This window comes from Bradyrhizobium sp. MOS002, from assembly GCF_003020115.1.
Classification (GTDB): Bacteria; Pseudomonadota; Alphaproteobacteria; order Rhizobiales; family Xanthobacteraceae; genus Bradyrhizobium.
In genome coordinates this window covers 38,425-60,211 of record NZ_PYFX01000020.1, presented here as the reverse complement: position 1 = coordinate 60,211, position 21,787 = coordinate 38,425, and the positions used below count along the sequence as shown (strand labels likewise).

Below are 21,787 nucleotides of genomic sequence, written 5' to 3'. Positions count from 1 at the left end.
CTGGATTGCTTCGCTTCGCTCGCAATGACGATGTCGAGACGTCGCGGCTCTTCCTACTATCGCGGTGCGCGGAAGATGAGCACGGGGCCTACCCCGTGCCCGTCACGCAATTCACCCACAGCACCACCGCTTTGGCATCCTCGGCCGGATTTGAAAACCGGTGCGGCCTCCGGCTTGCAAAGCGAAAACTGTCGCCCGTCTTCAGCGACCATGTCTCGTTGTCCACCGTCAGCATCATCTCGCCCTCGAGCACGAGGCCGGCTTCCTCGCCGTCATGGGTGTAGAGCTCGTCGCCGGTGGAGCCGCCGGGCTCCAGATGTACCAGGAACAGATTGAGCCGGTTGTCTGCGCTCGCGGGGCTCAGCAATTGCTTCGACACGCCGGTGCGCCAGAGTTTCAGTTCGGGCCGCCGAAGTCCGCGCGTGACGATTTGGTCGGATGCGCCGTCGGCGCTCGGGCTGGCGCCGAATAGCGCGGCGATGCCGACGCCGAGCACGTCGGCGAGCGTCGCCAGTACGCGCAGCGACGGCGACGACAGGCCGCGCTCGATCTGGCTGAGGAAGCCGATCGACAGCTCCGTGCGCGAGGCGACCGTCTCGAGCGAGAATTGCCTGATCCGCCTGAGATCGCGAATGCGGCGGCCGACCGCGACATCCATCGCCGGCTCGGGCGCTTTGGCGATAGCGTTGGCTTTCACCTTCGCCTTCATCTTCGCCGGCTTTGCGGCGGCCGGTCTGTGCATTCTTTTGCCACCGCTCACGTCAAACCGCTTCCTTCATGTGCATGAAAACCGCTTGCATCGGTCGCGAAAGTGTGACCAAATTTTCATATTGGTGAAAATAGGCCGAAACGGCTCGGCCCGCAATGTCTGCGATCACGACATCTGCGAGCGCCGCCATCGGCCGGACCCAAAGGGGAATGCGATGGCGTTGAAGCGTTTTGTCCAGGCCGCAGTCGCGGTGCTCGCGATTGCCGCAGTCGTGCCGGCTTCGGCGCAGCAGGTGCTGAAGGTCGGTTCGACGCCGACCGGCATTCCTTTCACCTTCCTCGATACCAAGACCAACACCATCCAGGGCATCATGGTCGATATCGTCACCGAGATCGGTAAGGATGCCGGCCTCAACGTACAGATCGAGCCGATGGCGTTCTCGGCGCTGATTCCGTCGCTGACCTCGAGCAAGATCGATATCATTGCCGCTGCGATGTTCATCACGGCGCCGCGCAAGGAGGTCGTCGATTTCTCCGACCCGATCTATACCTATGGTGAAGGCCTCGTGGTGCCGAAGAGCGACACCAAGGCCTACGCCACACAGGACGACCTCAAGGGCGAGACCGTCGGCGCCCAGGTCGGCACGGCCTTCGTCGATGCGCTGAAGAAGTCCGGCCTGTTTGCGGACGTCAAGGCCTACGACACCATTCCCGACATCCTGCGCGACGTGAACACCGGCCGCCTCAAGGCCGGCTACGCCGACTACCCGATCCTTGCCTACAATCTGAAGCAGGGCGGCTTCCCCGAGGTGCGGCTCGTCGACAGCTACAAGCCGGCCACGGTCGGCTCGGTCGGCATCGGCGTGCGCAAGGGCGAGACCGCGCTGCTCGGCAAGATCAACGCCTCGCTTGCCAAGCTGAAGGCCAACGGCACCATCGACAAGATCCTCGAAAAATGGGGTTAGAAGGCCCAAGGTTGATAGAGGCTGATTGTTAGAGGCTGATCGAAGGCTGCCCGATGAAAGGCTTCTGGCACGACGCTGCCGAGTTCTTCCCGATTCTGATGAGCGGCGTCGTGCTGACGATCGTCGTCACCATCGGCTCGCTGCTGCTTTCGACGGTGCTTGGCCTCGTCTGGGCGATGATGCGGGTCTCCGGCATCCGCGTCCTCTCACTGCTCAGCGCCAGCCTGATCAATGTAATCCGCGGCATTCCGATCATCGTGCTGTTGTTCTACCTCTACTTCGTGATGCCCGATCTCGGCGTCACGCTCTCCGCGTTGCAGGCGGCGATCCTCGGGCTCGGCATCGCCTATTCGGCCTATCAGGCGGAAAATTTCCGCGCCGGTATCGAGGCCATCGACAAGGGGCAGATCGAGGCGGCGCAATCGATCGGCATGGGCTGGTGGTTGACCATGCGCCGCGTCGTGCTGCCGCAGGCGGTGCGGATCGTGCTGCCGCCCTACGGCAACGTCATGATCATGATGCTGAAAGACTCCTCGCAGGCCTCGACCATCACGGTCGCAGAGCTCGCGCTGCAAGGCAAGCTGATCGCGTCCTCGACCTTCAAGAACACCAACGTGTTTACGATGGTCGCGTTGATGTATCTCACCATGAGCATTCCGCTGATCCTGCTGGTCCGTCACTTCGAGAAGCGGGCCGGCAAGAAATGATCGAGCTGACCGACGTCCACAAGAGCTTTGGCGAGAACGAGGTGCTCAAGGGCATCACGGCGTCCGTCCAGAAGGGCGAGGTGGTCTGCATCGTCGGTCCCTCCGGCTCCGGCAAGTCCACCATTTTGCGCTGTATCAACGGACTCGAAAGCTACGATCGCGGCGAGATCAGCATCGACGGATTGAAGGTTGACCGCGATGCGCCGTCGATCGTGAAGATCCGCACCCAGGTCTCGATGGTGTTCCAGCGCTTCAACCTGTTTCCGCACCGGACGGTGCTGGAGAACGTGGTCGAAGGTCCGCTCTATGTGAAGAAGGAGCCGCGCGCTGACGCGTTCGAGCGCGGCCGCGCGCTGCTCGCCCAAGTGGGCCTTGCCGAGAAAGCCAACGAACATCCGCCGCAGCTCTCCGGCGGCCAGCAGCAGCGCGTCGCGATTGCGCGGGCGCTGGCGATGCAGCCCAAGGCCATCCTGTTCGACGAGCCGACCTCGGCGCTCGATCCCGAACTCGTCGGCGACGTTCTCGGCGTGATGCGCAAGCTCGCCGACGACGGCATGACCATGGTCGTCGTCACCCATGAGATGGGGTTTGCCCGCGACGTCGCAGACCGCGTGCTGTTCATCGACGGCGGCGTCATCGTCGAGCAGGGGCCGGCGAGGGCGCTGCTCAATCAACCCCAGCATCCGCGCACGCAGGATTTTTTGCGCCGCGTGCTGCATCCGCTCTGACCGGTTCTTGCCATGAACGCGCGCCTGCCTCTGCCGCCGTCTCTCTATGCCGACACCGCCGTCGCGCCGGTGGCGACGCCGCCGCTCGACGTCGACAAGACGGTCTCGGTCGCCATCATCGGCGGCGGCTACACCGGCCTGTCCACCGCGTTGCATCTGGCGGAGCAGGGCGTCGAGGCGCTGGTGCTGGAGGCGCAGGAGCCGGGCTGGGGCGCATCCGGCAATAATGGCGGTCACACCAACCCCGGACTGAAGCACGATCCCGATCAGATCGAGGCGGATTTCGGCGCTGAGCTCGGCCGCCGCATGATCGAGTTCTCCTACGGCACGACGAATTTCACCCATGATTTGATCCGCCGCTACCAGATCCCGTGCGAAGCGCGGCAGAACGGTACGCTGCGCGCGGCCTATAACGAGGCCAGCGCCGCCGCGATCGAGACAACCGCACGACAATGCATCGCCCGCGGCATGCCGGTGACGTACCTCAATCGCGAGCAGTTGCGCGAGATGACCGGCACGGATCGCTACATCGGCGCCATGCTGGATACGCGCGGCGGCGATCTGCATCCCCTCAGCTATGCCCGCGGCCTCGCGCGCGCCGCGATTGCCGCGGGCGCAAAGGTGCATGGCGAGACACCGGCGCTGTCGCTGCGTCGCGAGGGCAGTCGCTGGCGCATCGAGACACCGCGCGCGGTGGTGCATGCGGATAAGGTCCTGCTCGCGACCAACGGTTTTACGGACGATCTCTGGCCGGCGCTCCGCCGCACCATCGTGCCGGTGTTTTCCTCGATCGCTGCCACGGCGCCGCTTTCGGACGAGGTCGCGCGTGCGATCATGCCGACGCGGCCAGTGCTCTACGAGAGTGGCCACATCACCGTCTATTACCGCGTCGATCAGCAGAATCGCCTCTTGATGGGCGGCCGCGGTCCGATGCGCTGGATCAAATCGCCCACCGACGTCGCCTATCTCATGCGGTACGCCGAGCGGTTATGGCCGCAGCTCAGGGGCGTTGCCTGGACCCATGGCTGGAACAGCCGGCTCGCCATCACCGGGGATCATTACCCGCATGTGCATGAGCCCGCGGACAACATCCTGATCTCGCTCGGCTGCAACGGCCGCGGCGTCGCGCTCTCGACCGCGATGGGCGCGCAGCTCGCACGACGGTTGATCGGCGGCGCCAAGGCCGAGATCGACATGCCCGTCACCGGCATCAAGCCGATCCCGATGCACGCATTCTGGCCGGTGGGCGTGACGACGGCAGTGATTGCTGGTCGCGTGCGGGACCGGCTGGGGATCTAGCGGCAAGCAGTCCGTCAATCCGGGTCGGGCGAGCGGCGAGCGTTCCGGGACGACGCGGATCGTTGTCGCGGTGTTGGGGCGCGGCTCAAGCGATTCCCGTTGTCTTGCACCCGCAAATTCGCTATGGTTGTTTCGTATTCATTGCACAACTTTATTGCCAAGTTTTCATCGAGACGCATTGGCTGCATCGCAGCAATTTCAATTTCGGAGGGGCCATGTCCGATTTTGCGCCAGCGCCGGCCGTAACCGCGCCGCCGACCGCCCTCACATCGACAGATGTTCTGCTGAAGAATTTCGGCGATCGCATCGGCGAGCTCGAGAAGAACTCGCACAAGACGATGTTCAAGAAGCTAACCGAGAGTGCCAGCGCGAGCGCTCTGTTTCTCGGCCTGGTTCTGACTTTCGCCTCGCTTCACAGCACGTTCATTGCCAAGCCGGAAGCGGATCGCATTGCCCGCCTGAGCCAGTTCAATCAGGCCGTCAACTCCGCCGCAAAGCTGCGACAGGAGCTGATCAGATTTTCGCTGGACTCCTCGACGCCGCAGCTGCAGCTGGCGATGGCCAGTGTCATCACGCCACAGATCCTGAACGACATCGCCACCGCTCGTGCAATGCTCAAGGACATGAGGGATGAGGACATCGGCATTCCGCAGTTGCTGATCTTGATCAACGAGGCCTATACCGTCGGCGACTTCCAGATTGCCAAGTCCTTCGTCGGCAGGGCCGTCGCAAAAACCGATGTCACGCCGAATCTGCGGTCGGAGGCCCTCCGTTACCAAGGCAAGCTGCTTTACGCGTCGGCAGATCCGAGCAAGGGGCGCGCTGCGTTTATCGAGGCAATCAATGTACTAGGCGACACTGCCCAGAGCCTGGCTTCGCGCGCTTATGTCCTCGCCGATCTAGTCGTCGCAGAGTACATGACACGTGATTGCGACAACGGGGCCCAGGACTTCCAGCGCTTCGTGGATATGAGCAAGGGCCTCTACGATCAGCAGCGGCTTCAGCTCACCATGACGGTGAAGGACGCGCTTACACAGCTCCAGGGCCGCGATTGTCCGGTCCCGGCCAATTTTTCCAGTCTCTGATTGCCTGTTTTGGACTGACGATACAGCGGGGGATTCCGTGAAGAAATTTGTATTGAAGGCTTTGATGCTCACGTTCTTCGCGCTCGGCGGACTCTCCGAACGCGCCGCTGCGACCGTGCTGCCGATCTCTCCGGTCGCACAACAGACGCCGGAATGGTGTTTTGCTGCTTCAGCAGCAATGATTTTCGAGTACCTCGGCTATCCCAACCTCAACCAGTTTGGAAACTACCAGTGTGCCGTTGTTGCGGCCCAGGGTGGGCCATGCATGGCGAATTGCGGAATGTGCCTGAATGCCGGCGGAACCATGCAGAGAGTGGCGCTCATCATGCAGTCCTATGCCATGATGGCCCAGCAGTTTGCGGGTTACCAGAATGCGAGCGTCTTTCTCCAGTTCCGCGGAATTTTGTCGCCTACGGAGATTAAGCACCAGATCGACAATGATGGCCCGATCCTTGCCGGAATCAGCCCCGGCCAGATTCCATATCCGCCCGGCCTCGGCGTCAGCCAGCATGCGATCGTCGTGGTCGGCTATGAGAGCAGCCCGGCTGGTTTCGATGTGGTGTTGAACGACCCGTTCCCTTATCCCGGCGTGACCAATCCATATTTGACCGCCGGCGGCATCATGCTGCAACCGGGGCAATACCGTGTCGCGTTCCAGACATTCGTGGGGGCTTTCCACTACGGCAACTCGTTGACGTTTCGATAGCGTGTTGGGCAGGGCCAGAGACCCAAGTTTGATCAGCCTCGCTGGCCGCTACGCATTCATCAGCGGGCGCTCAGCCTTCCGCCACCGCGTCGGCCCAGGGCTGAAAGATCTCGACCGCGCCGGAATTGGTGTCGCCGGCGCGCATCACGACGCTCGGGCAGGCGAATTTCTGCGGCAAGGATTGCACCCGCGCTTCCTCATAGTCGAATCGCGCCGCGAGCGTCTCGCGTGTGTCGGCCGGCAACCTGGTATCGCCGATCACGATCGCGCCTTCGCTGGCATCGATGCGCGGCTGATGGATCGCGGCATCGAGATCCATGCCGAAATCCATCGCAAAGGACACGATCTGCATCACCGACGGCAGGATGCGGCGACCGCCGGAGGCGCCGACCGCGAGCCGTTTGCCGTCCTTGGCCTCGGCGATAACAGGCGTGTAATTGGTGAGACAGCGCTTGCCAGGGGCGAGCGAGTTGGTGGTGCCCGGCGTCGGGTCGAACCACATGATGCCATTGTTCATGCCGATGCCGGTGTGCGGCGTGACGTATTTCGAGCCGAAGGATGAGAGCAGCGTCTGCGTCACGGCCGCGATGTTGCCGTGGCGGTCGACCACGGAGAAATGCGTGGTGCAGGCGGGCGCCAGATATTCCGCGCCGAGCGAGCGCTTGCCGTCGGCATCGCCCATATCCTTGAGCCGTTCGCGATAGGCCGATTGCAGCGCGGCGGCATATTCGACATAGGTGGCCGCGTCGGGCTCGCGTCCCGGCATCAGATTCTGCTGCAACAGGCGCAGCGCATGCGCCATTGTCGGTCCGGCCGTGAGCTCCGGCGTCGCAAACACCTTGCCGCCGCGATAGGGGATCGCCAGCGGCTCGCGCAGATGGGCCCGGAACGCGGCGAGGTCTTCCACTGACAGCGCGCCGCCGTCGGCCTTGATGTCGGACGCGATGCTCCTGGCGAGATCACCTTGGTAGAAATCGCGCGGACCGGCGTCGGCGAGGTGCGCCAGTGTCGCCTTCAACGTGCCCAGCGGCAGTCGTGTCTCGGACTTGATGCCCCACGGCGCGCTCGGCGGCAGGCCGTCCTTCAGGAACGTTGCTGCGCTCGCGGGATAGCGCCGAAGATCGGCCGCCGATGCCGCGATCGTCAGCGTGGTCCACCAATCGACCAGCAGGCCTTCGCCGGCGAGGGCGACGGCCGGCGCGACCAGATCTTTCCACGGCAGCCTGGCGTGGCGGCGATGCGCCTCCTCCATGCCGGCGACGACGCCGGGCACGGCGATCGAGCCGGGGCCGTGGATGTTGCGGTCGTCCTTCACCCGCTGCCAGGGAAACAGATCGGACGCCGCGCCTTCTCCGCTGAGCGGATAGTCGGCGGTGCGCAGGCTTTGCGGCGCGCACATGCCGTAGTCGATCACCTCGTAGCGATTTTCCGCGGCACGGTAGAGCACCATCGCGCCGCCGCCGCCCATGCCGCTGTTCCAGGGCTCCAGCACGTTGAGCGCGAAGGTGGTGGCGACGATCGCGTCCACGCAGTCGCCGCCTGCCGCCAGCACTTGCGCTCCCACTTCGGCCGCCCGCCGCGATTGGGCGGCGACGATGCCGCCTTTGGATGTGACGGCGGGCTTGCGGACGGTTTGGGCGTGGCTGAACTGGTGCGGCATGATGGTGTCTGTGTGCTATCTTTGGTTGTATGGCTTCGTTGCGCTGAGCTCCGCAATTGGCGGAAGCCCGCGAAGAATGGCACATCGTCCCCACCGAGAACATCGAAAGGGCGACGCGACATGGCTGGTGTGAAACAGGCGGGGGAGGGCGCAGTCGCCAAGACGTAGATGCCAAGACGTAAATGCCAAGACATTGATGCCCGGGGCAGGCCCGGGCATGACGAATTGAGAGACCGATCAGTGGGAAGCAGGAGCCACAGGGCTCAGCGCGCGCGATCCAGCCGGCTGGCCTGATACTTGGCGTGCCATTTCGGGCCAGGCCCGCGCATGTAGTGGAGTTCGGGCCGGTAGGGATTGCCCGCGATCCGCATCAGTGTCTGCCATTTGCTGGCGACGAAGTTCAGGGGCTGGCGGAGCAGGGTCAGTGACGCGAGCAACATGGCATCACCTCAGTGCGGCTTGCCGAGCATGGCAGCAAAGGGGAGGTCGAAGATCTCCTCGCCGTCGTCGCTGCTGATATGAATCACCCAGTCGCGCCAGTCCTCAGTGCCGGGCGTCAGGATCATCGAGCGCATGATCTGGGCGGCACGGTCGCGCGCCTCGTTCAGATTGGCGACGGCGGTGCCGTACCGATCGATCAGCGTGCCTTCGGCATTGGAACAATGGAAATACATCTGGACCATACACGCCTCCTTTAGAAAGCGACTGGGGACGGCAAACCAATACCACCCGAAGCATTCGCGAAACATTCGGGCCGAGCCCGGTAAGGGAATCTACGGAGATTGGTCGGCGCCAAGCCCCCTGCTGGTTTCATCACAAGGGGGTGTTGATCAACTGGACGGCATCCCCACGGCATGGAACAACCTTGGACGGAAAGTCCGGGAGGCGCCGTGAACCACCTCACATTCTGGCGTGAGAGCCGAAGCCTGCGCGCATGCGCGGGCGCCTTGGTGGTCCTCCTGACCCTCACCTCGGTAGGCTCATCAGAACCGCTCCGCAAGAGCGGCTATGCCATCGGCATGGAGACCTGCGGCAATGCCGATCTGGCTTTTCCAAAAATCCAGATCGACATGAAGGCGGGATTTTGCGCCGGCCTCGTCGCCAGCGAGGAGGATCGGCTGAAATTCCCGCGGTCGATCATCCAGGTGCCCGGTCGTGACCTGTTTGTGGTCGCCGACATGGCGGGCTGGGGCCATACCGATGGCCGGCTGCTGTTGCTCGACCCGCGCGCACCTCAAGGACAGCGGTTCAAGGAGCTGCTGACTGCAATCGAATATCCGTTCGGCCTGTTGATCGGCCCGGACAAGAAGCTCTATGCCTCGAGCGCGGAGACGATCTTCCGGTTCGATCCGCTCGCCGACAATCCGCGCGACACCGTCGAGACCATCGTCCGTCACATGCCCGGCCGCCGGATCACGTTGCCCGACGGGACCAGGCTCGAGGAGAGCGCGCACCCGCTCAAGCAGTTTGTGTTCGACAGGAACGGCCGGCTGTTCGTCAATGTCGGCTCGCACAGCGACGACTGCATCACGCCGGCGCCGATCACGAAACCTTGCGCGACGGCCGAGGGCGCTTCCGCGATGGCATCGATCTGGCTGTTCACGCCGCCCCCAGGCGGCATCTTCCCGGCGTTGAAGTCTGGCGATGCCGACCCGCCGCACAGCGTCTACGCGCGCGGCCTGCGCAACTCGATGGCGCTGGTGCTGCATCCGAGCTTTCCCGATGCGGGCTATGCGTTCCTGCAAGGCGAGAACGGCCGCGACCTGCCTGACATTTTCAAGCCAAACGAGGAGATCAACGCGATCGAGCAGGGCAGGCATTACGGCTGGCCTTATTGCTACGATTTGTCGACGCCGAGTCCCGAATTCAGGATCGTCTTGCAGTCGGGGGTCTACAAATCGCTGTGCACCGCCAACGCGCTCTACAAGGCACCGTTCTCGCTGCTGCCGCCGCACGGCGCGCCGCTCGCGATGCTCTATTATCACGGAGCGAAATTTCCGGAGCTCGAGGGCAAGCTGCTGGTTGGCCTGCACGGCTATCGCCCGACCGGCAGCCGCGTCATCGTCTATGACGTCGACGACCACGGCTTCCCGAAGCCCGCCCCGGCGCCAGTGCGCTATCATGTCAGCTGCGCGGCCGATCCGACCCACAGCTTTCAGACCGAGGGCGGCGACGTCGCCGCCGCGCCGTTCGAGGAGCTGATCGCAGGCTGGCACCGCGTCAACGGCGCGCGGCCGCAGGGCGCTCCTGTCGGCATGACGGTCGCGGAGGACGGCGCCATCTGGCTGGTCGAGGACAAGAACCAGACCGTGATCCGGATCGATCGGACCGCGGGCGATGCGCCGCCGCCTTTGCCCTGCGACATGCGTAGCCAGGCCCTGATCGATCAACTGGCGGTCTTCGTCGCCAGGGACGCGCAGAACGGCGTCCGGCTCACCACCTTGCGCAAGGGCCTCGTCGAAAAGCATTGCGTCGGCTGTCACTCGGATTTCGGCTTGAAGCCGGGCCAATCGGACGCACAGAAGGACGCGACGGTGCTTCGCTTCATGCTGTCGCAGGATGGCTGGATCTATCCTGGTGATCCCGACTCCGGCAAGTTGCGCACGCGGCTTCGCGGGTTAGGCGCGGAGAAGCTGATGCCGCCGGGTGGCGAAGGCCTGCCCAAGGCCGAACCTGGTTACACGCGCCTGCTCGACACGGCGGATCTGCTGGTGTCAAAAATGGTTCCAGGCATCCGGATGCGGATCAAGCCCGGCCCGCCGCAGCGCAAGTTCTTTGGGAAAACCAACAAGGAATGCGGCGAAATACCGGCTGCCAAGGTCGTCGTCGTGACACAAAGGAACGCTGTAGACAAACCCGGCTTCAGCCGCTTCTTCCGGCCGGCCGATCCCTATCTGAATGGCGAGTGCAGCGACGGCGATGGCTATTACATCCGGCAGGAATTTCTGGTGCCTGTGCAGTAGCGTTGTTCTCGTACTTGCGACGGCACCGGCCCGAGCGGAAACGAAACTGTTCGAAAGCGTGCAGGTGACGCCATCGGGCGAATACACCTTTGGCATCGAAGGCCCGGCCGCCGATCTCGACGGCAATCTCTTCGTCGTCAATTTCGGCAAGCCCGGCACCATCGGCAAGCTGCCTGTCGGCGGCGCGGCGTCCGAGCCGTTCACGGCGCTGCCCGAGGGCAGCGTCGGCAACGCCATTCGCTTCGCACGTGACGGCACCATGTTCATCGCCGACTACAAGAAGCACAACATCTTCGCGATCCCGCAGGGATCGACCGAGCCCGCCATCTGGTTTCACTCCGACGAGATGAACCAGCCCAACGACATCACCATCGCCCGCGACGGCACGATCTACGCGAGTGATCCGAACTGGAAGGGCAGGGAAGGCCACATCTGGCGCATCGCCAAGGCAGCCGACGGAACGGTGCAGGGACAGCTCATGTCGGCGCCGCGCGCGATGGGCACCACCAACGGCATCGATCTCAGCCCTGATGACAAGACGCTCTATGTCGGGGAATCCAGCAGCGGCCAGATCTGGTCCTACACCGTCGGCGGCAACGAGCTCACCAGTCCAAAACTCGTCAAGGCGTTTCAGCCCGACACCGTTGACGGCCTGCGCACCGACATGGCTGGCCGCCTCTATGTCGCGCGCATCCTCAAGGGCACGATCACGTTGATGAAGGCCAATGGCGCGGTCGAGCGGGAGATCGCGCTGAGGGCGAAGGAGCCGACCAACCTTGCCTTCGGCGGCAGCGACGGCAAGACGATCTTCGTCACCCAGCGTCAGGGCGGCTTCGTCGAGGCCTTCCGCACCGACCAGCAGGGCCGCGAGCACTGCCTTCAGCGTGGGCGCTGCTGAGCTTCACGAGCGATCTGCTTCCGGCGCAGGGCGGTGCGACAGGGGCGGCATTCTTCTTGCTTGCATCTCGCCGCCGCAGGGATTTAGACATCTGTGGCACCAGAGCGTTTTCGAGCGAAGTGGATACCGGTTCGCGTCAAGAAAACGCGTCAAAATAAGAACCCCGAGCGACCACGGAGTGTTTGAGTGAAAGCCGTCCATACCGAGTTGCATCGCAGCCACGATCCGCAATTCTTCCTGGTTCGCGGTGTGGTCAAGCGCACCACCGAGCAGCCCGAGCGCGCCGACCGCCTGCTCAAAGGACTCAAGGACGGCAAGCACCAATTGGTCGAGCCGACGACATTCGGGCAAGGGCCCCGCGCGCGCGTCCACAGTCCGGAATATCTGTCGTTCCTGAGCGAGGCCTGGGACGCCTGGACCGCACTCGGCGATTCCGGTCCGGAGATGATCGGCAACATCCATCCGGTGCGCCATGCCGGGACTTATCCCACCCATATCGTCGGCAAGCTCGGCTGGCACACCGCCGACACCGCCGCGCCAATCGGCGCGGGTACATGGGCCGCGGCCTGTGCGGCGACCGACGTTGCGGTCACGGCGGCACAGATGGTGATGGACGGCGAGGATGCAACCTACGCGCTCTGCCGGCCGCCCGGCCATCACGCCTATCGCGACATGGCCGGCGGCTTCTGCTTCCTCAACAACAGCGCGATCGCGGCGGCGCATCTGCGGCAGATGCACGAGCGTGTCGTGATCCTCGACGTCGACGTCCATCACGGCAACGGCACGCAAGGCATCTTCTACGCGCGGCCCGACGTCTACACGGTCTCGATCCATGCCGATCCCGTCGCGTACTATCCTTACGTGTGGGGCTACGCGCATGAGCGCGGCGAAGGTCCAGGCCTCGGCACCAACCTCAACATCCCTCTGGCGATCGGTACGGCGGATGACGGCTACATCCAGGCGATGGACGTCGCACGCAAGGCGATCGAATCCTTTGCGCCCGGAGCCCTCGTCATCGCGCTCGGCCTCGACGCCTCCGAGCACGATCCGCTGAAGGGCCTCGCCGTCACCACGCCCGGCTTCCGCCGCATCGGCCAGGCCATCGCGAAGATGGGCCTGCCGACCGTGTTCGTGCAGGAGGGCGGTTATCTCTCGGATATCCTCGGCGCGAACCTGACCTCAGTGCTGGCGGGATTCGAAGAGGCGCGGTGATTCTCTCCGTCATTGCGAGCGCAGCGAAGCAATCCAGAGTCCCTCCCCGGAACGATTCAGGATTGCTTCGCTGCGCTCGCAATGACGATGTGGAAGGTGAGGCGACTTCATCGACATCTAAAACATCCCGCTTGCCGCGAGCGCCTTGCGGACGTGCTGCATCTCGGTCTCGTCCGCAACCATGTCGAGCATGATCGTGGTCAGTCCCTTGGCGGCAAATTCCTTCAGCTTCGCGCCGATCTCGGCGTAGCTGCCGACGAGGTAGGGGCAGTCGGCCTGGAAGGTCAGGAACGGCAGCAGCCAATAGCCATTGTCGGCGAGCTCGCCGCTCTGGCCCTCGTAGAGGCGCCGCTTCCACACCGAGTCGCTGTTTTCCATGGTGAGCGCGAGCAGCTCGCGATCGTCGGCATTATCGCGAAAACGCGCCTTTGCCGCTTGCCGTGCCTCGTCGCGTCCCTCGCGGGCGAAGATGCCAAAATTCATGCCGGGCGCATCGAGACCGCGGTCGAGATCGGGCGGCAGCATCTGCATCTTGATGCAGCCGGTCTCCTTTGCGACGCGCTGTGCCGGCTCGGACTGGCCTGCGACCAGAAATTCCGGCATCAGCTCCGGCGGCAGGCGCGGCCGCAGTTGCAGGTTGCTGGCGCGGTAGAACCGGCCCTCGAAAGTCGCCGGCCGCGGGCTTGCCAGCAGCTGGCGCATCAGCGCGACGAATTCGCCGAGCCGGACATAGCGGTCGGCATGCGACTGCTCGTCGCCGAGCCCCTGCAGATCGCTGACCGCCGTCCCCGTGATCATGTTGAGATAGACCTTGCGGCCGTGGAGCTGCGCAAAGGACGAGACGAATTTTGCCGCCGTGAACGGGTGCATGTAGACCGGATTGACCGCGATCAGCGGCGAGGATCGGGTCGTCTCGCCGATGATGTGCTGAGCCATCGCCCAGGGCTCGACGAACACGTCGTTGCCTTCGAACAGCAGGATGCCCTCGAAGCCGTTGCCGTCGGCGAACTGCGCCACCCGCATCAGCTCGCCGACATATTTCCTGGGGTCGCGGTTGCGCGAAATCGCGGGAAAGACGCGCAGCCGCCGCGGCGTCATTCAGCCGCCTCCTGCAGCGGCCACGCATTGCGGGTGATGGGAAGGCCGCCGGTGGCGCGGGAGCCGTCGGCGATCGCGAGACGATGCGAGGGCGACGGCGAGCACAGCGAGAAGCGCCAGTCTTCCGGATCGTCGGCGATATCGGGCTTGAAGCTGATCTCGATGGCTTCGCGCGAGACCTGCATCGCGAAGGCGTCGAGCGGCAGATTGAGGCCGAAACCCCTGGCCTTCAGATAGGCTTCCTTCAGCGTCCAGTAGTCGAAAAAGCGCTCGGTCGCGGCGGGCTCCGGCAGCCCGCGAAGCGTTTCGACCTCTTCCGGCGCGAAGAAGCGAAGCGCAGTCGACAGCGGCGCCACTCGACGGGACACGGTCTCGACGTCGACGCCGACGGTCTCATGCCCTGACACGACGCAGGCGACGCAGCCGTCGGCGTGCGACAGGCTGAAATGCAGCGTGCTCGAGGTCTTGGGCGATGCGATAAACGGCCGCCCGTAGCGCCCCGCCGCAAACGACCAATCGGTGGGTGCGACATCGGGTGCGACGTGCGAGAGCGCGAGCCGCAACATCGCGTGCGCGAAAATATACTGCCGCTGGTGCCGCTCGAACATGAAGCGGTCGGCTCGTCCCCGTTCGTCGACCGAGAGCAGGCGCCGGCACGCATCAACCGTGTCCGGCGCGTCAAAAGTCTCGATCAGTCCGACAAACAGTTCAATTCTGTCGTCTGCCATCAATTGGGCCCATGGCGTCAGGCCGGGGCCAAATCCCCTGCCGTGACGGAAGAATCAACTGAGCAAGAATCAACTGAGCGGACCGCTTCTAGCGGTCCACTCGGGCGAATCCTTGTCGATTGCTGGCCGGTTTACGGGCGCAAGCTTGTGCGAGACCCCAACTCGACACGCGAGCGGCCAAAATCTGAAACTGAAGCCCGAAAACTGAAGCCTGAAGATTCGTGCGGCGTCCCGGCCGACGAGTCTTACGTCTTCTTCTTCTTGGACTTCTTGGACCCGCCCAGCATCGAAATGCTGGCGTCGACGTCCTTCAGCGCGGACTGCAGCTTCTTCTTCTCGGCGCCGAGCAGTTTCTGCAGGGCCTTGCGGTCCTTGTCGCTCAACGAGGTGCCCTTGGTAAATTTGATGAAACCCATAACGAACTCCCCGGTTGAAAATAATCGTCCAAATCAAAACGCGAGAATAATCTTGCGCGATGGCGCCAAATAATCAAGATGCAACTTGGTCATTCACAGCTTTGACGAGTGAACCCGTATTCGCCCGTGCTTTACGTCATGCCGCCCTGCGATTGAGCAATCGGCCGAGCGGTGCATTGGGTTGGGCGAGGGCCGCCCCGAGCAGCGCGACGAGATCCTCCATCCACTGGCCAACCGTGGCGCCGTCGAGCAGCTCGCTCTTGTAATTGCACGAACCGGTGATTCCCGTCGGCCGCTCCTTGAGCATCAGCGACAGCCAGGTCTGGTCGATCGGCAGCACCGGCTGGCCCTCGCGCGCGATGTTGCCGATCGACCCTGTCGTGAGATCGGGCAGATCGAGCGGCTGGCGCAGCGGATTTTGCAGGGTGAAATAGACCTGGAGCAGCGAGGCTGGATCGACCCCCTCCTGCTCCAGATGGTCGGCCAGGATGTTGAACGGCAGCTCCTGGCGCGCATGCGCGTCAAGCACGCTCTGGCGGACCCGGGCCACGGCCTGCGCGAACGACAGCTCCGGCGTGATTTTGGTGCGAACGATCACCGTGTTCTCGAAAGGGCCGACGATCCGGTCGGTGTCCGGCTGGGCGCGATTGGCCATGGCGGTGGCGATTGAGATGTCGTCGCGGCCGGTCCGCGCCAGCAGCACGGCTTTCAAGCCGGTCAGCAGGCACATGAACAGCGTGCAATTGTGCTGGCCGGCGAAGGCCGTGAGCCGGCCGATCAGCTCACGCTCGAGGCTGACCGGATGGTGCCCCGTGGACGCGCCCGGGCTTGATTCGCCCTCGAAGAGAGGGGCCGCCCCGCGCAAATTCTCCGTCCAGTCAGCCGCCTGACGACGGGCGGCATCGGTGCCGCACCACCAGCGCTGCCAGCGCGCCACGTCCGAAAAGGCCGGCGGCCGTTTCGGCAGCGGCACCGACGGATAGCCGGCCAGTGCCGCATAGCGATTGGACAATTCCTCGAACAGCACGCCGATCGACCAGCCGTCGACGACGGCGTGGTGCAAAGTCAGCAGCAAGACGTGATCGCCATCGTGGAGCCGCAACAGGCGGGCGCGCAGCAGCGGTGCGCGCGTGGTGTCGATCGGGGCATAGGCCTCCTGTTCGATCAGGAGATCGATCTTGCGGAGTTCCAGGGCCTTGCGCCGCTTGTTGTCGTGGGGCTGACCGTCGCCGATCGTCTCGACAGTCAGGACACGGCCGAGGGCGCCGGGCGCAGCGATACGGCTGACTGGCTCCCCGCCGCTCCAGCCGAAACCGGTCCGCAGCGATTCGTGCCGGCGCACGACATCGTCGATCGCCTGCGCAAGCGCGGCCGGATTCAGCGGCCCCTGGAGACGGAACGCGAAAGGCAGGTTGAACAGCGGCAGATCCGGAAGATTCTGCTCGATCCGCAGCATCTGGTCCTGCACGATCGAGAGCGTGGGAGGGCTGCCTTCGGCCAGGCTCGCTCCAGCCAGTCTTGCCAAACTTGCGGCCGGCTTGCGCGGCTTTGCCGCCACGGCCTCGTCGACGCGCCGGGCAAGCTCGTCGATCGTCGGTGCCTCGAAGATGGTCTTGATCGGCAGCGACACGCCGAGCGCCCGGGCGATGCGCGCCATGACTTGGCCCGCCAACAGCGAATGGCCGCCGAGGTCGAAGAAATTGTCGGTGACGCCGATGCTCCCGACCTTCAAGAGGTCGATCCAGATGTCGGACAGCACCTTTTCGGTGAAGCGCCGCGCCGGCACGGTCGCATCCGGTCCGGGCGTTTCCTGCTGCGTCGGCGCCAGCAGCGCGGTCCGGTCGATTTTGCCATGGGCATTGAGCGGCACCTCATCCAGGAACAGGAACGCGGACGGGATGGCATGGCCCGGCAGCCGGCTCTTCAGGAAGTCGCGCAGCTCGCTGGCGCTGCTCCGGCTGCCGGATCTTGCGACGATATGGGCAATCAGTCTGACATCGCCGCTCGCTTCCCGACGCGCCTCGACGATGCCGGCGCGCACATCCGGATGGTCGGCAAGCGCGTTCTCGATCTCCTTGAGCTCGATGCGGTAGCCGCGGACCTTGACCTGATGGTCGGCGCGACCAAGGCATTCGATCGTGCCGTCGGCGCGGCGGCGGGCGAGGTCGCCGGTCCGGTACAGCCGGCGGCCTGCCTGGCGCGAGAACTGATCGGGCAGGAAGCACCGCCGGTTCTGCGCGGGATCGTTGACATAGCCGCGGCCTACACCGGCGCCGCCGATGCAAAGCTCGCCGGTCACGCCGACCGGCTGCGGCTGCAGGTTTGCGTCGAGCACGTAGAGCTGCGTGTTCGGCAGCGGTGCGCCGACGGGGACATGGCCCGTGTCGGTCGCCGGCGCCTTGGTCAGGCGATGCAGCGAGACGTCGTCGGAACATTCCGACGCACCATAGGCATTGATCAGCGGTACTCTCGGACAACGGGCGAACCAGGCCTTGCAGAGATCGACGGGCAGCGGCTCGCCCGTCGAGATCAGAAGGCGCAGCCTCGCAAAGGCGTGTCGGATCTGTGTCTCGTCCATGCGATCGAGGATCACACGCAGCAGCGAGGGAACGATTTCAAGCACCGTGATGCCCTCGCGCTCGATCTCGCACGCGAGCAAGATCGGGTCTTGCACGATCGCGGTACCGCAGACATGGACGCGCGCGCCGACCATGGGCCCCGCGAGGAATTGCCACACCGAGATGACAAAACTCTGCGGCGCGGTCTGCGCGATCACGTCCCGGGACGAAAGGTTCAGCTCGGAGATGAGCGAGGCCAGATGGTTCGAAAGCCCGCGCTGCTCGATCATGACGCCCTTGGGCGCGCCGGAGGATCCGGAGGTGTAGATGAGATAGGCAAGGCTCGACGCCGCGCGCCGCGCCGCGCGGGCCGGCTTGGTCGACGCTGGCGCGATCGCGTCCTCGAGCTCGGCCACCTGAATGCGCTCGACCAGCGGTTCGAGCAGCGCCTCCGCCATGGACGACTGCGCCCGTCCGATCAGCAACATGCGGGCGCCGCTCGATCCGAGGATGGTTGCGTGCCGTGCCGGCGGCTGGTCGGGATCGAGATTGAGGAAGGCGGCACCCACGCGTTGCACGGCGATCATCGCGGCGAGCAGGTCGGGCCCGCGATCCGCAAGCAAGGCGACCACGGCCTCGGCGCCGACGCCTTCGAGGGCCAGCCAGCGCGCTGCCGCCTGGCTGCGGCGCGCCAACTCACGATAGCTCAGGGATGTGCGGCCGTCCGAGACCGCGATCGCGTTCGGCGTCTTCTTGACCTGGCAGTCGAAACGTTCGCTCAGATTGTCGCGCGTGGTGAAATTGGCCGGCATGCCCCGGCCCTGCGCCAGCAGCTGCCTGTGTTCGGCCTCGGTCAGAAGCGGCAGGTGCGAGATGCGCTGCTCCGGATCGGCGATGACGGATTTGAGCAGGGTTTTGAACTGAGCTGCCATGCCCTCGATCGTCGCCGCGTCGAACAGATCGGTGGCGTATTCGAAGAAGCCGGTGAAACGGCCGTCGGCCTCGACCAGTTCGAGCGTGATGTCGAATCGCGCCACCTTTGGATCGATCTCAATCCGCCGCGTCGACAGACCGGAGAAAGATGCCGCCTCGATCGAGGCGTTCTGCAGGATGAACATGATCCGGAACAGCGGATTGCCGTCGCTCCTTCGCGCGATCTGAAGCGCGCGCAGGACCTCTTCGATCGGGAGGTCCTGATTGCGATAGGCATCGAGCGTGACCTGCCGCACCCGGCGCAACATGTCGCCGAAGCTTGGATCGCCGCCAAAATCATTGCGCAGGATCAGGGTGTTGGCGAACAGTCCGATCAGGCGCTCGCTCTCGATCTGGTTGCGGTTGGCGATCAGCGAGCCGGTCGCGACGTCTTCGTGTCCAGTGTGACGGAACAGCAGGCACTGGAACACTGCGAGCAGGGTCATGAACGGCGTGACGCCCTGGTTCTGGCTCAGCGCGCGCAGGTCGGCCGACAGGGTCCTGGAGAATTCGAGATAGTGACGGGCACCGTGGCCGCTCCAGACCTCCGGCCTTGGCCGGTCGGTTCGCAGCGGCAGCGTGGTGACGCCGTCGAGCTGTGTCCGCCAGTAATCGAGCTGCTCCTTTGCGGCCGGCGTCTTGGCCCAGCTCTGCTGCCAGAGCGCGAAGTCGCGGTACTGGAAGGCGGGCGAAGGCAGTGCCGCCACGTCGTTCTTGCGCGCTGCCGAATAATGGGCGGCGAGTTCTTCCCAGAACAGCCGCTGCGACCATCCGTCGGTGACGAGGTGATGGACGTTGACCACGAGCGCGTGGCTGCTCTTGTCGAACGAGAGCAGCGTGACCTTCAGCGGCGCCTCGTGCGCAAGGTCGAACGGATGCTGCGCGAGCCGGAGCGCTTCACGCCTGACAACAGCGGCTCGCTTGTCCGCGGGGCAGGGCTTGAGCTTGATCCGCTCGAACCGCGGCGGCGATTGCAGCACAAGCTGCACCGGTTCGCCCTCGCGTTCGATGATGACCGACCGCAACGCCTCATGGCGCGCCGACACCGCGGTGAGGCTCGCGGAAAGTGCGGCGACGTCGAGCCCACCCTTGAGGAGCGCGACTTCGACCACGTTATAATTGTAGCGCGTTGGATCGAGCCGCGAGAGCACGTACATCCGCTGCTGCTGGAACGACAGCGGCGCGTCTGCTTCCGTGGCCTGGCGCCAGGCCGGGAGCATCGTCTCGCGATGGGTGGCGGCCGTCTCGATCCGGGCCGCAAGCGCGGCGGCGGTGGCGCAATCGAAGACGTCCTCGAAAGAGAAGTCGACATTGAAGCGTTCGCGCAGGCGCGAGCGCATCTGCGTCACGGCGAGCGAATCCGCGCCGAGCGCGAAGACGTCCTGTTCGCTCCCGACCTGCGGCAGCTCCAGCAAATCGGCCCAGATCCCGGCGAGCTCGGTCTCCAGCGCGTTGCGCGGCAGACGGGCCTCCTCCTCCTCGCCGCCGCCCATTGTTGCAATCAGCTCGGCGAGCGCATTGCGCTTGACCTTGCCGCTGGCGCCTTTCGGCAGCGCCGCCACGCTGCGGATCAGGCTCGGCACCTTGTAGGCCGCGAGCCTTTTCCGGGCGAACTGGCGCAACTGGTCGGAGGTCGCCTCGGAATTCGGCCGCAGCACCACGATGGCGGCGACGTTCTCGCCGAGCTTCGGGTGCGGGACGGCAAACACGCCGGCCTCCAGCACCGCCGGATGGCTGAGCAGAACCTCTTCCACCTCCAGGGGCGAGATCTTCTGTCCGCCGCGGTTGATGACGTCCTTGATACGGCCGACGATGAAGAGATAGCCGTCGGCGTCGAGATAGCCGAGATCGCCGGTCCGGAACCAGCCGTTGCGGAAGGCGGCTTGCGTCGCCGCGTCGTCATTATAGTAGCCGCGGCTCATATTGGGTCCGCGCAGCATGATCTCGCCGTGCTCGCCGCTGGCGAGCGCGCGGCCCGTCTCGTCCATGATTGCGATCTCGGGGCCCGCGGCGCAGCCGACCGATCCGATCTTGCGCAGCTCGAACGGGTTGGCCGCGATCTGCGAGGCCGCCTCCGTCATGCCGTAGGTTTCGAGCACGGGAACGCCGAACGTCGCCTCCAGCCCGTCGAGGATCGCAGGCGCGAGCGAGGCCGAGGCGGAGCGGATCACGCGCAGCGACGACGATCGGGCAAGATCCGGGTTCGCTTCCGCCGCCGTCAGCAGCGCGCGATGGATGGTCGGCACGGCCGTGTACCAGGTCGGTTGCAGCTGCCGCATCCAGCCAAAGAAGGAGGATGCGTCGAAACTCTCGGTACAGATCACGCTGGAGCCCGCGGCCAGCGCCGTCAGCAGGCCGGAGATCAAACCATGGGCGTGAAACAGCGGCAGGACGTTGAGCAGACGATCGTGGGACGCGAGCGACAGCACGCGGCCGGCATTGTAGGCGGAGAGGCATACATTGCGATGCGTCAGCGGCACCATCTTCGGCCGCGCCGCCGTGCCCGAGGTCAGCAGGATGAACGCGTCGTCGTCGCCGCGCGAGACGCCGCTGCTGCTCGCCGGTCTAATGGCCGGCCCGACGAACGTGCCGCCGCCGAGATCGTCTTGCGACCCCGGCACGAAATCGATCACGGCAATATCGAGCGCCTTGGCGACATCGCGGCCCGCCGAGTTCGTGTCGGCCCGGGTGACGAGCGCCGTCAGCTTCAATTCGCTGAAATAACGTTGCAGCTCGTCCGCCGTCAGATCGGGATTGACGGGGACGCAAGCGCAGCTCGAGGCGACCGCGATCAGCGCCAGTGCGCTGCGCGGCAGCGCAACCGCAATGCGGTCGGCAGGGGCGATGCCAAGCCCGCGCAGCGTGCGGACGAGATCCTGCGTCCGCGCGCCAATCCCGCCGTAGTTGAGGACCGGCCGGCCAGGGGCGAGGAGGGCGGGGGCCGTCGGCGTCGTGCGGGCATGAAAATCGAGAAGACCGCCGATATGTGTGAATATCTTCGTTTCGGCCGTCGTGCTGGCTGATCCCTGCGGCGCTGGGCGTATGACGTCCGACAATTCCGTTCCCTTTTGATCCGATTGGGCT

General features: G+C 64.6%; 17 protein-coding genes. 9 read left to right on the top strand and 8 right to left on the bottom strand.

Annotation, left to right across the window (positions count from 1 at the left end; genetic code table 11):
- Positions 1-88: 88 nt before the first annotated feature.
- Positions 89-742, bottom strand: a complete 654-nt coding sequence (locus tag C7G41_RS32020; RefSeq protein ID WP_199198720.1) for a helix-turn-helix domain-containing protein — start codon at positions 740-742, stop codon at positions 89-91.
- Positions 743-923: 181 nt separating this feature from the next.
- On the opposite strand from C7G41_RS32020, the gene C7G41_RS32015 reads away from it, so the two are divergent.
- From C7G41_RS32015 to C7G41_RS31990, 6 genes are all read left to right on the top strand, one after another.
- Positions 924-1,673 carry an ABC transporter substrate-binding protein gene (locus C7G41_RS32015; RefSeq protein ID WP_106946274.1) on the top strand — a complete coding sequence of 250 codons (750 nt, stop codon included), beginning with the start codon at positions 924-926 and terminating at the stop codon, positions 1,671-1,673.
- Between the two features lie 53 nt (positions 1,674-1,726).
- Positions 1,727-2,380, top strand: a complete 654-nt coding sequence (locus C7G41_RS32010) for an amino acid ABC transporter permease (protein ID WP_007600584.1) — start codon at positions 1,727-1,729, stop codon at positions 2,378-2,380.
- A complete protein-coding gene (locus C7G41_RS32005) occupies positions 2,377-3,108 on the top strand; it encodes an amino acid ABC transporter ATP-binding protein (protein WP_106946273.1) in 732 nt (243 codons plus the stop codon). The genes C7G41_RS32010 and C7G41_RS32005 overlap by 4 nt, the downstream gene beginning before the upstream one ends.
- A 12-nt stretch (positions 3,109-3,120) precedes the next feature.
- On the top strand, positions 3,121-4,407 hold the full coding sequence (locus C7G41_RS32000) for an FAD-binding oxidoreductase (protein ID WP_106946272.1): 1,287 nt from the start codon (positions 3,121-3,123) through the stop codon (positions 4,405-4,407).
- Positions 4,408-4,511: 104 nt separating this feature from the next.
- Positions 4,512-5,492: a hypothetical protein gene (locus C7G41_RS31995; protein ID WP_146159839.1), complete on the top strand. Its 981-nt coding sequence runs from the start codon at positions 4,512-4,514 to the stop codon at positions 5,490-5,492.
- 37 nt (positions 5,493-5,529) lie between these two features.
- Positions 5,530-6,198, top strand: coding sequence for a C39 family peptidase (locus C7G41_RS31990; protein WP_146159838.1), 669 nt, complete (start codon positions 5,530-5,532; stop codon positions 6,196-6,198).
- A 70-nt stretch (positions 6,199-6,268) separates the two neighbouring features.
- Here the strand turns inward: C7G41_RS31990 and C7G41_RS31985 are convergent, their stop codons facing one another.
- The 3 genes from C7G41_RS31985 to C7G41_RS31980 all read right to left on the bottom strand — a co-directional run bounded on the left by C7G41_RS31985 (position 6,269) and on the right by C7G41_RS31980 (position 8,541).
- Complete coding sequence (locus C7G41_RS31985) at positions 6,269-7,858, bottom strand: gamma-glutamyltransferase family protein (protein ID WP_106946269.1); 1,590 nt, start codon at positions 7,856-7,858, stop codon at positions 6,269-6,271.
- Positions 7,859-8,121: 263 nt separating this feature from the next.
- Positions 8,122-8,298: a hypothetical protein gene (locus C7G41_RS37995; protein ID WP_199198719.1), complete on the bottom strand. Its 177-nt coding sequence runs from the start codon at positions 8,296-8,298 to the stop codon at positions 8,122-8,124.
- A 9-nt stretch (positions 8,299-8,307) separates the two neighbouring features.
- Positions 8,308-8,541 carry a hypothetical protein gene (locus tag C7G41_RS31980; protein WP_106946268.1) on the bottom strand — a complete coding sequence of 78 codons (234 nt, stop codon included), beginning with the start codon at positions 8,539-8,541 and terminating at the stop codon, positions 8,308-8,310.
- Positions 8,542-8,748: 207 nt separating this feature from the next.
- On the opposite strand from C7G41_RS31980, the gene C7G41_RS31975 reads away from it, so the two are divergent.
- The 3 genes from C7G41_RS31975 to C7G41_RS31965 all read left to right on the top strand — a co-directional run bounded on the left by C7G41_RS31975 (position 8,749) and on the right by C7G41_RS31965 (position 12,931).
- On the top strand, positions 8,749-10,821 hold the full coding sequence (locus C7G41_RS31975; RefSeq protein WP_106946267.1) for a sorbosone dehydrogenase family protein: 2,073 nt from the start codon (positions 8,749-8,751) through the stop codon (positions 10,819-10,821).
- Positions 10,778-11,719 (top strand): SMP-30/gluconolactonase/LRE family protein, encoded by a 942-nt coding sequence (locus tag C7G41_RS31970; RefSeq protein ID WP_199198718.1) that lies wholly within the window; start codon positions 10,778-10,780, stop codon positions 11,717-11,719. The genes C7G41_RS31975 and C7G41_RS31970 overlap by 44 nt, the downstream gene beginning before the upstream one ends.
- Before the next feature lie 186 nt (positions 11,720-11,905).
- Positions 11,906-12,931: a histone deacetylase family protein gene (locus tag C7G41_RS31965; RefSeq protein ID WP_106946265.1), complete on the top strand. Its 1,026-nt coding sequence runs from the start codon at positions 11,906-11,908 to the stop codon at positions 12,929-12,931.
- Between the two features lie 117 nt (positions 12,932-13,048).
- On the opposite strand, the gene C7G41_RS31960 is transcribed toward C7G41_RS31965, so the two are convergent.
- From C7G41_RS31960 to C7G41_RS31950, 4 genes are all read right to left on the bottom strand, one after another.
- Positions 13,049-14,029 carry an LLM class flavin-dependent oxidoreductase gene (locus tag C7G41_RS31960; RefSeq protein WP_106946264.1) on the bottom strand — a complete coding sequence of 327 codons (981 nt, stop codon included), beginning with the start codon at positions 14,027-14,029 and terminating at the stop codon, positions 13,049-13,051.
- The gene (locus C7G41_RS31955; RefSeq protein ID WP_106946263.1) at positions 14,026-14,757 is read right to left on the bottom strand and encodes a 4'-phosphopantetheinyl transferase superfamily protein; all 732 of its coding nucleotides are present in this window, start codon (positions 14,755-14,757) and stop codon (positions 14,026-14,028) included. Before C7G41_RS31955 ends, C7G41_RS31960 begins: the two co-directional genes overlap by 4 nt.
- Before the next feature lie 245 nt (positions 14,758-15,002).
- On the bottom strand, positions 15,003-15,173 hold the full coding sequence (locus C7G41_RS37990) for a hypothetical protein (protein WP_162847227.1): 171 nt from the start codon (positions 15,171-15,173) through the stop codon (positions 15,003-15,005).
- A gap of 136 nt (positions 15,174-15,309) precedes the next feature.
- Positions 15,310-21,759 carry a non-ribosomal peptide synthetase gene (locus C7G41_RS31950; protein ID WP_106946262.1) on the bottom strand — a complete coding sequence of 2,150 codons (6,450 nt, stop codon included), beginning with the start codon at positions 21,757-21,759 and terminating at the stop codon, positions 15,310-15,312.
- Between the last annotated feature and the right edge of the window lie 28 nt (positions 21,760-21,787).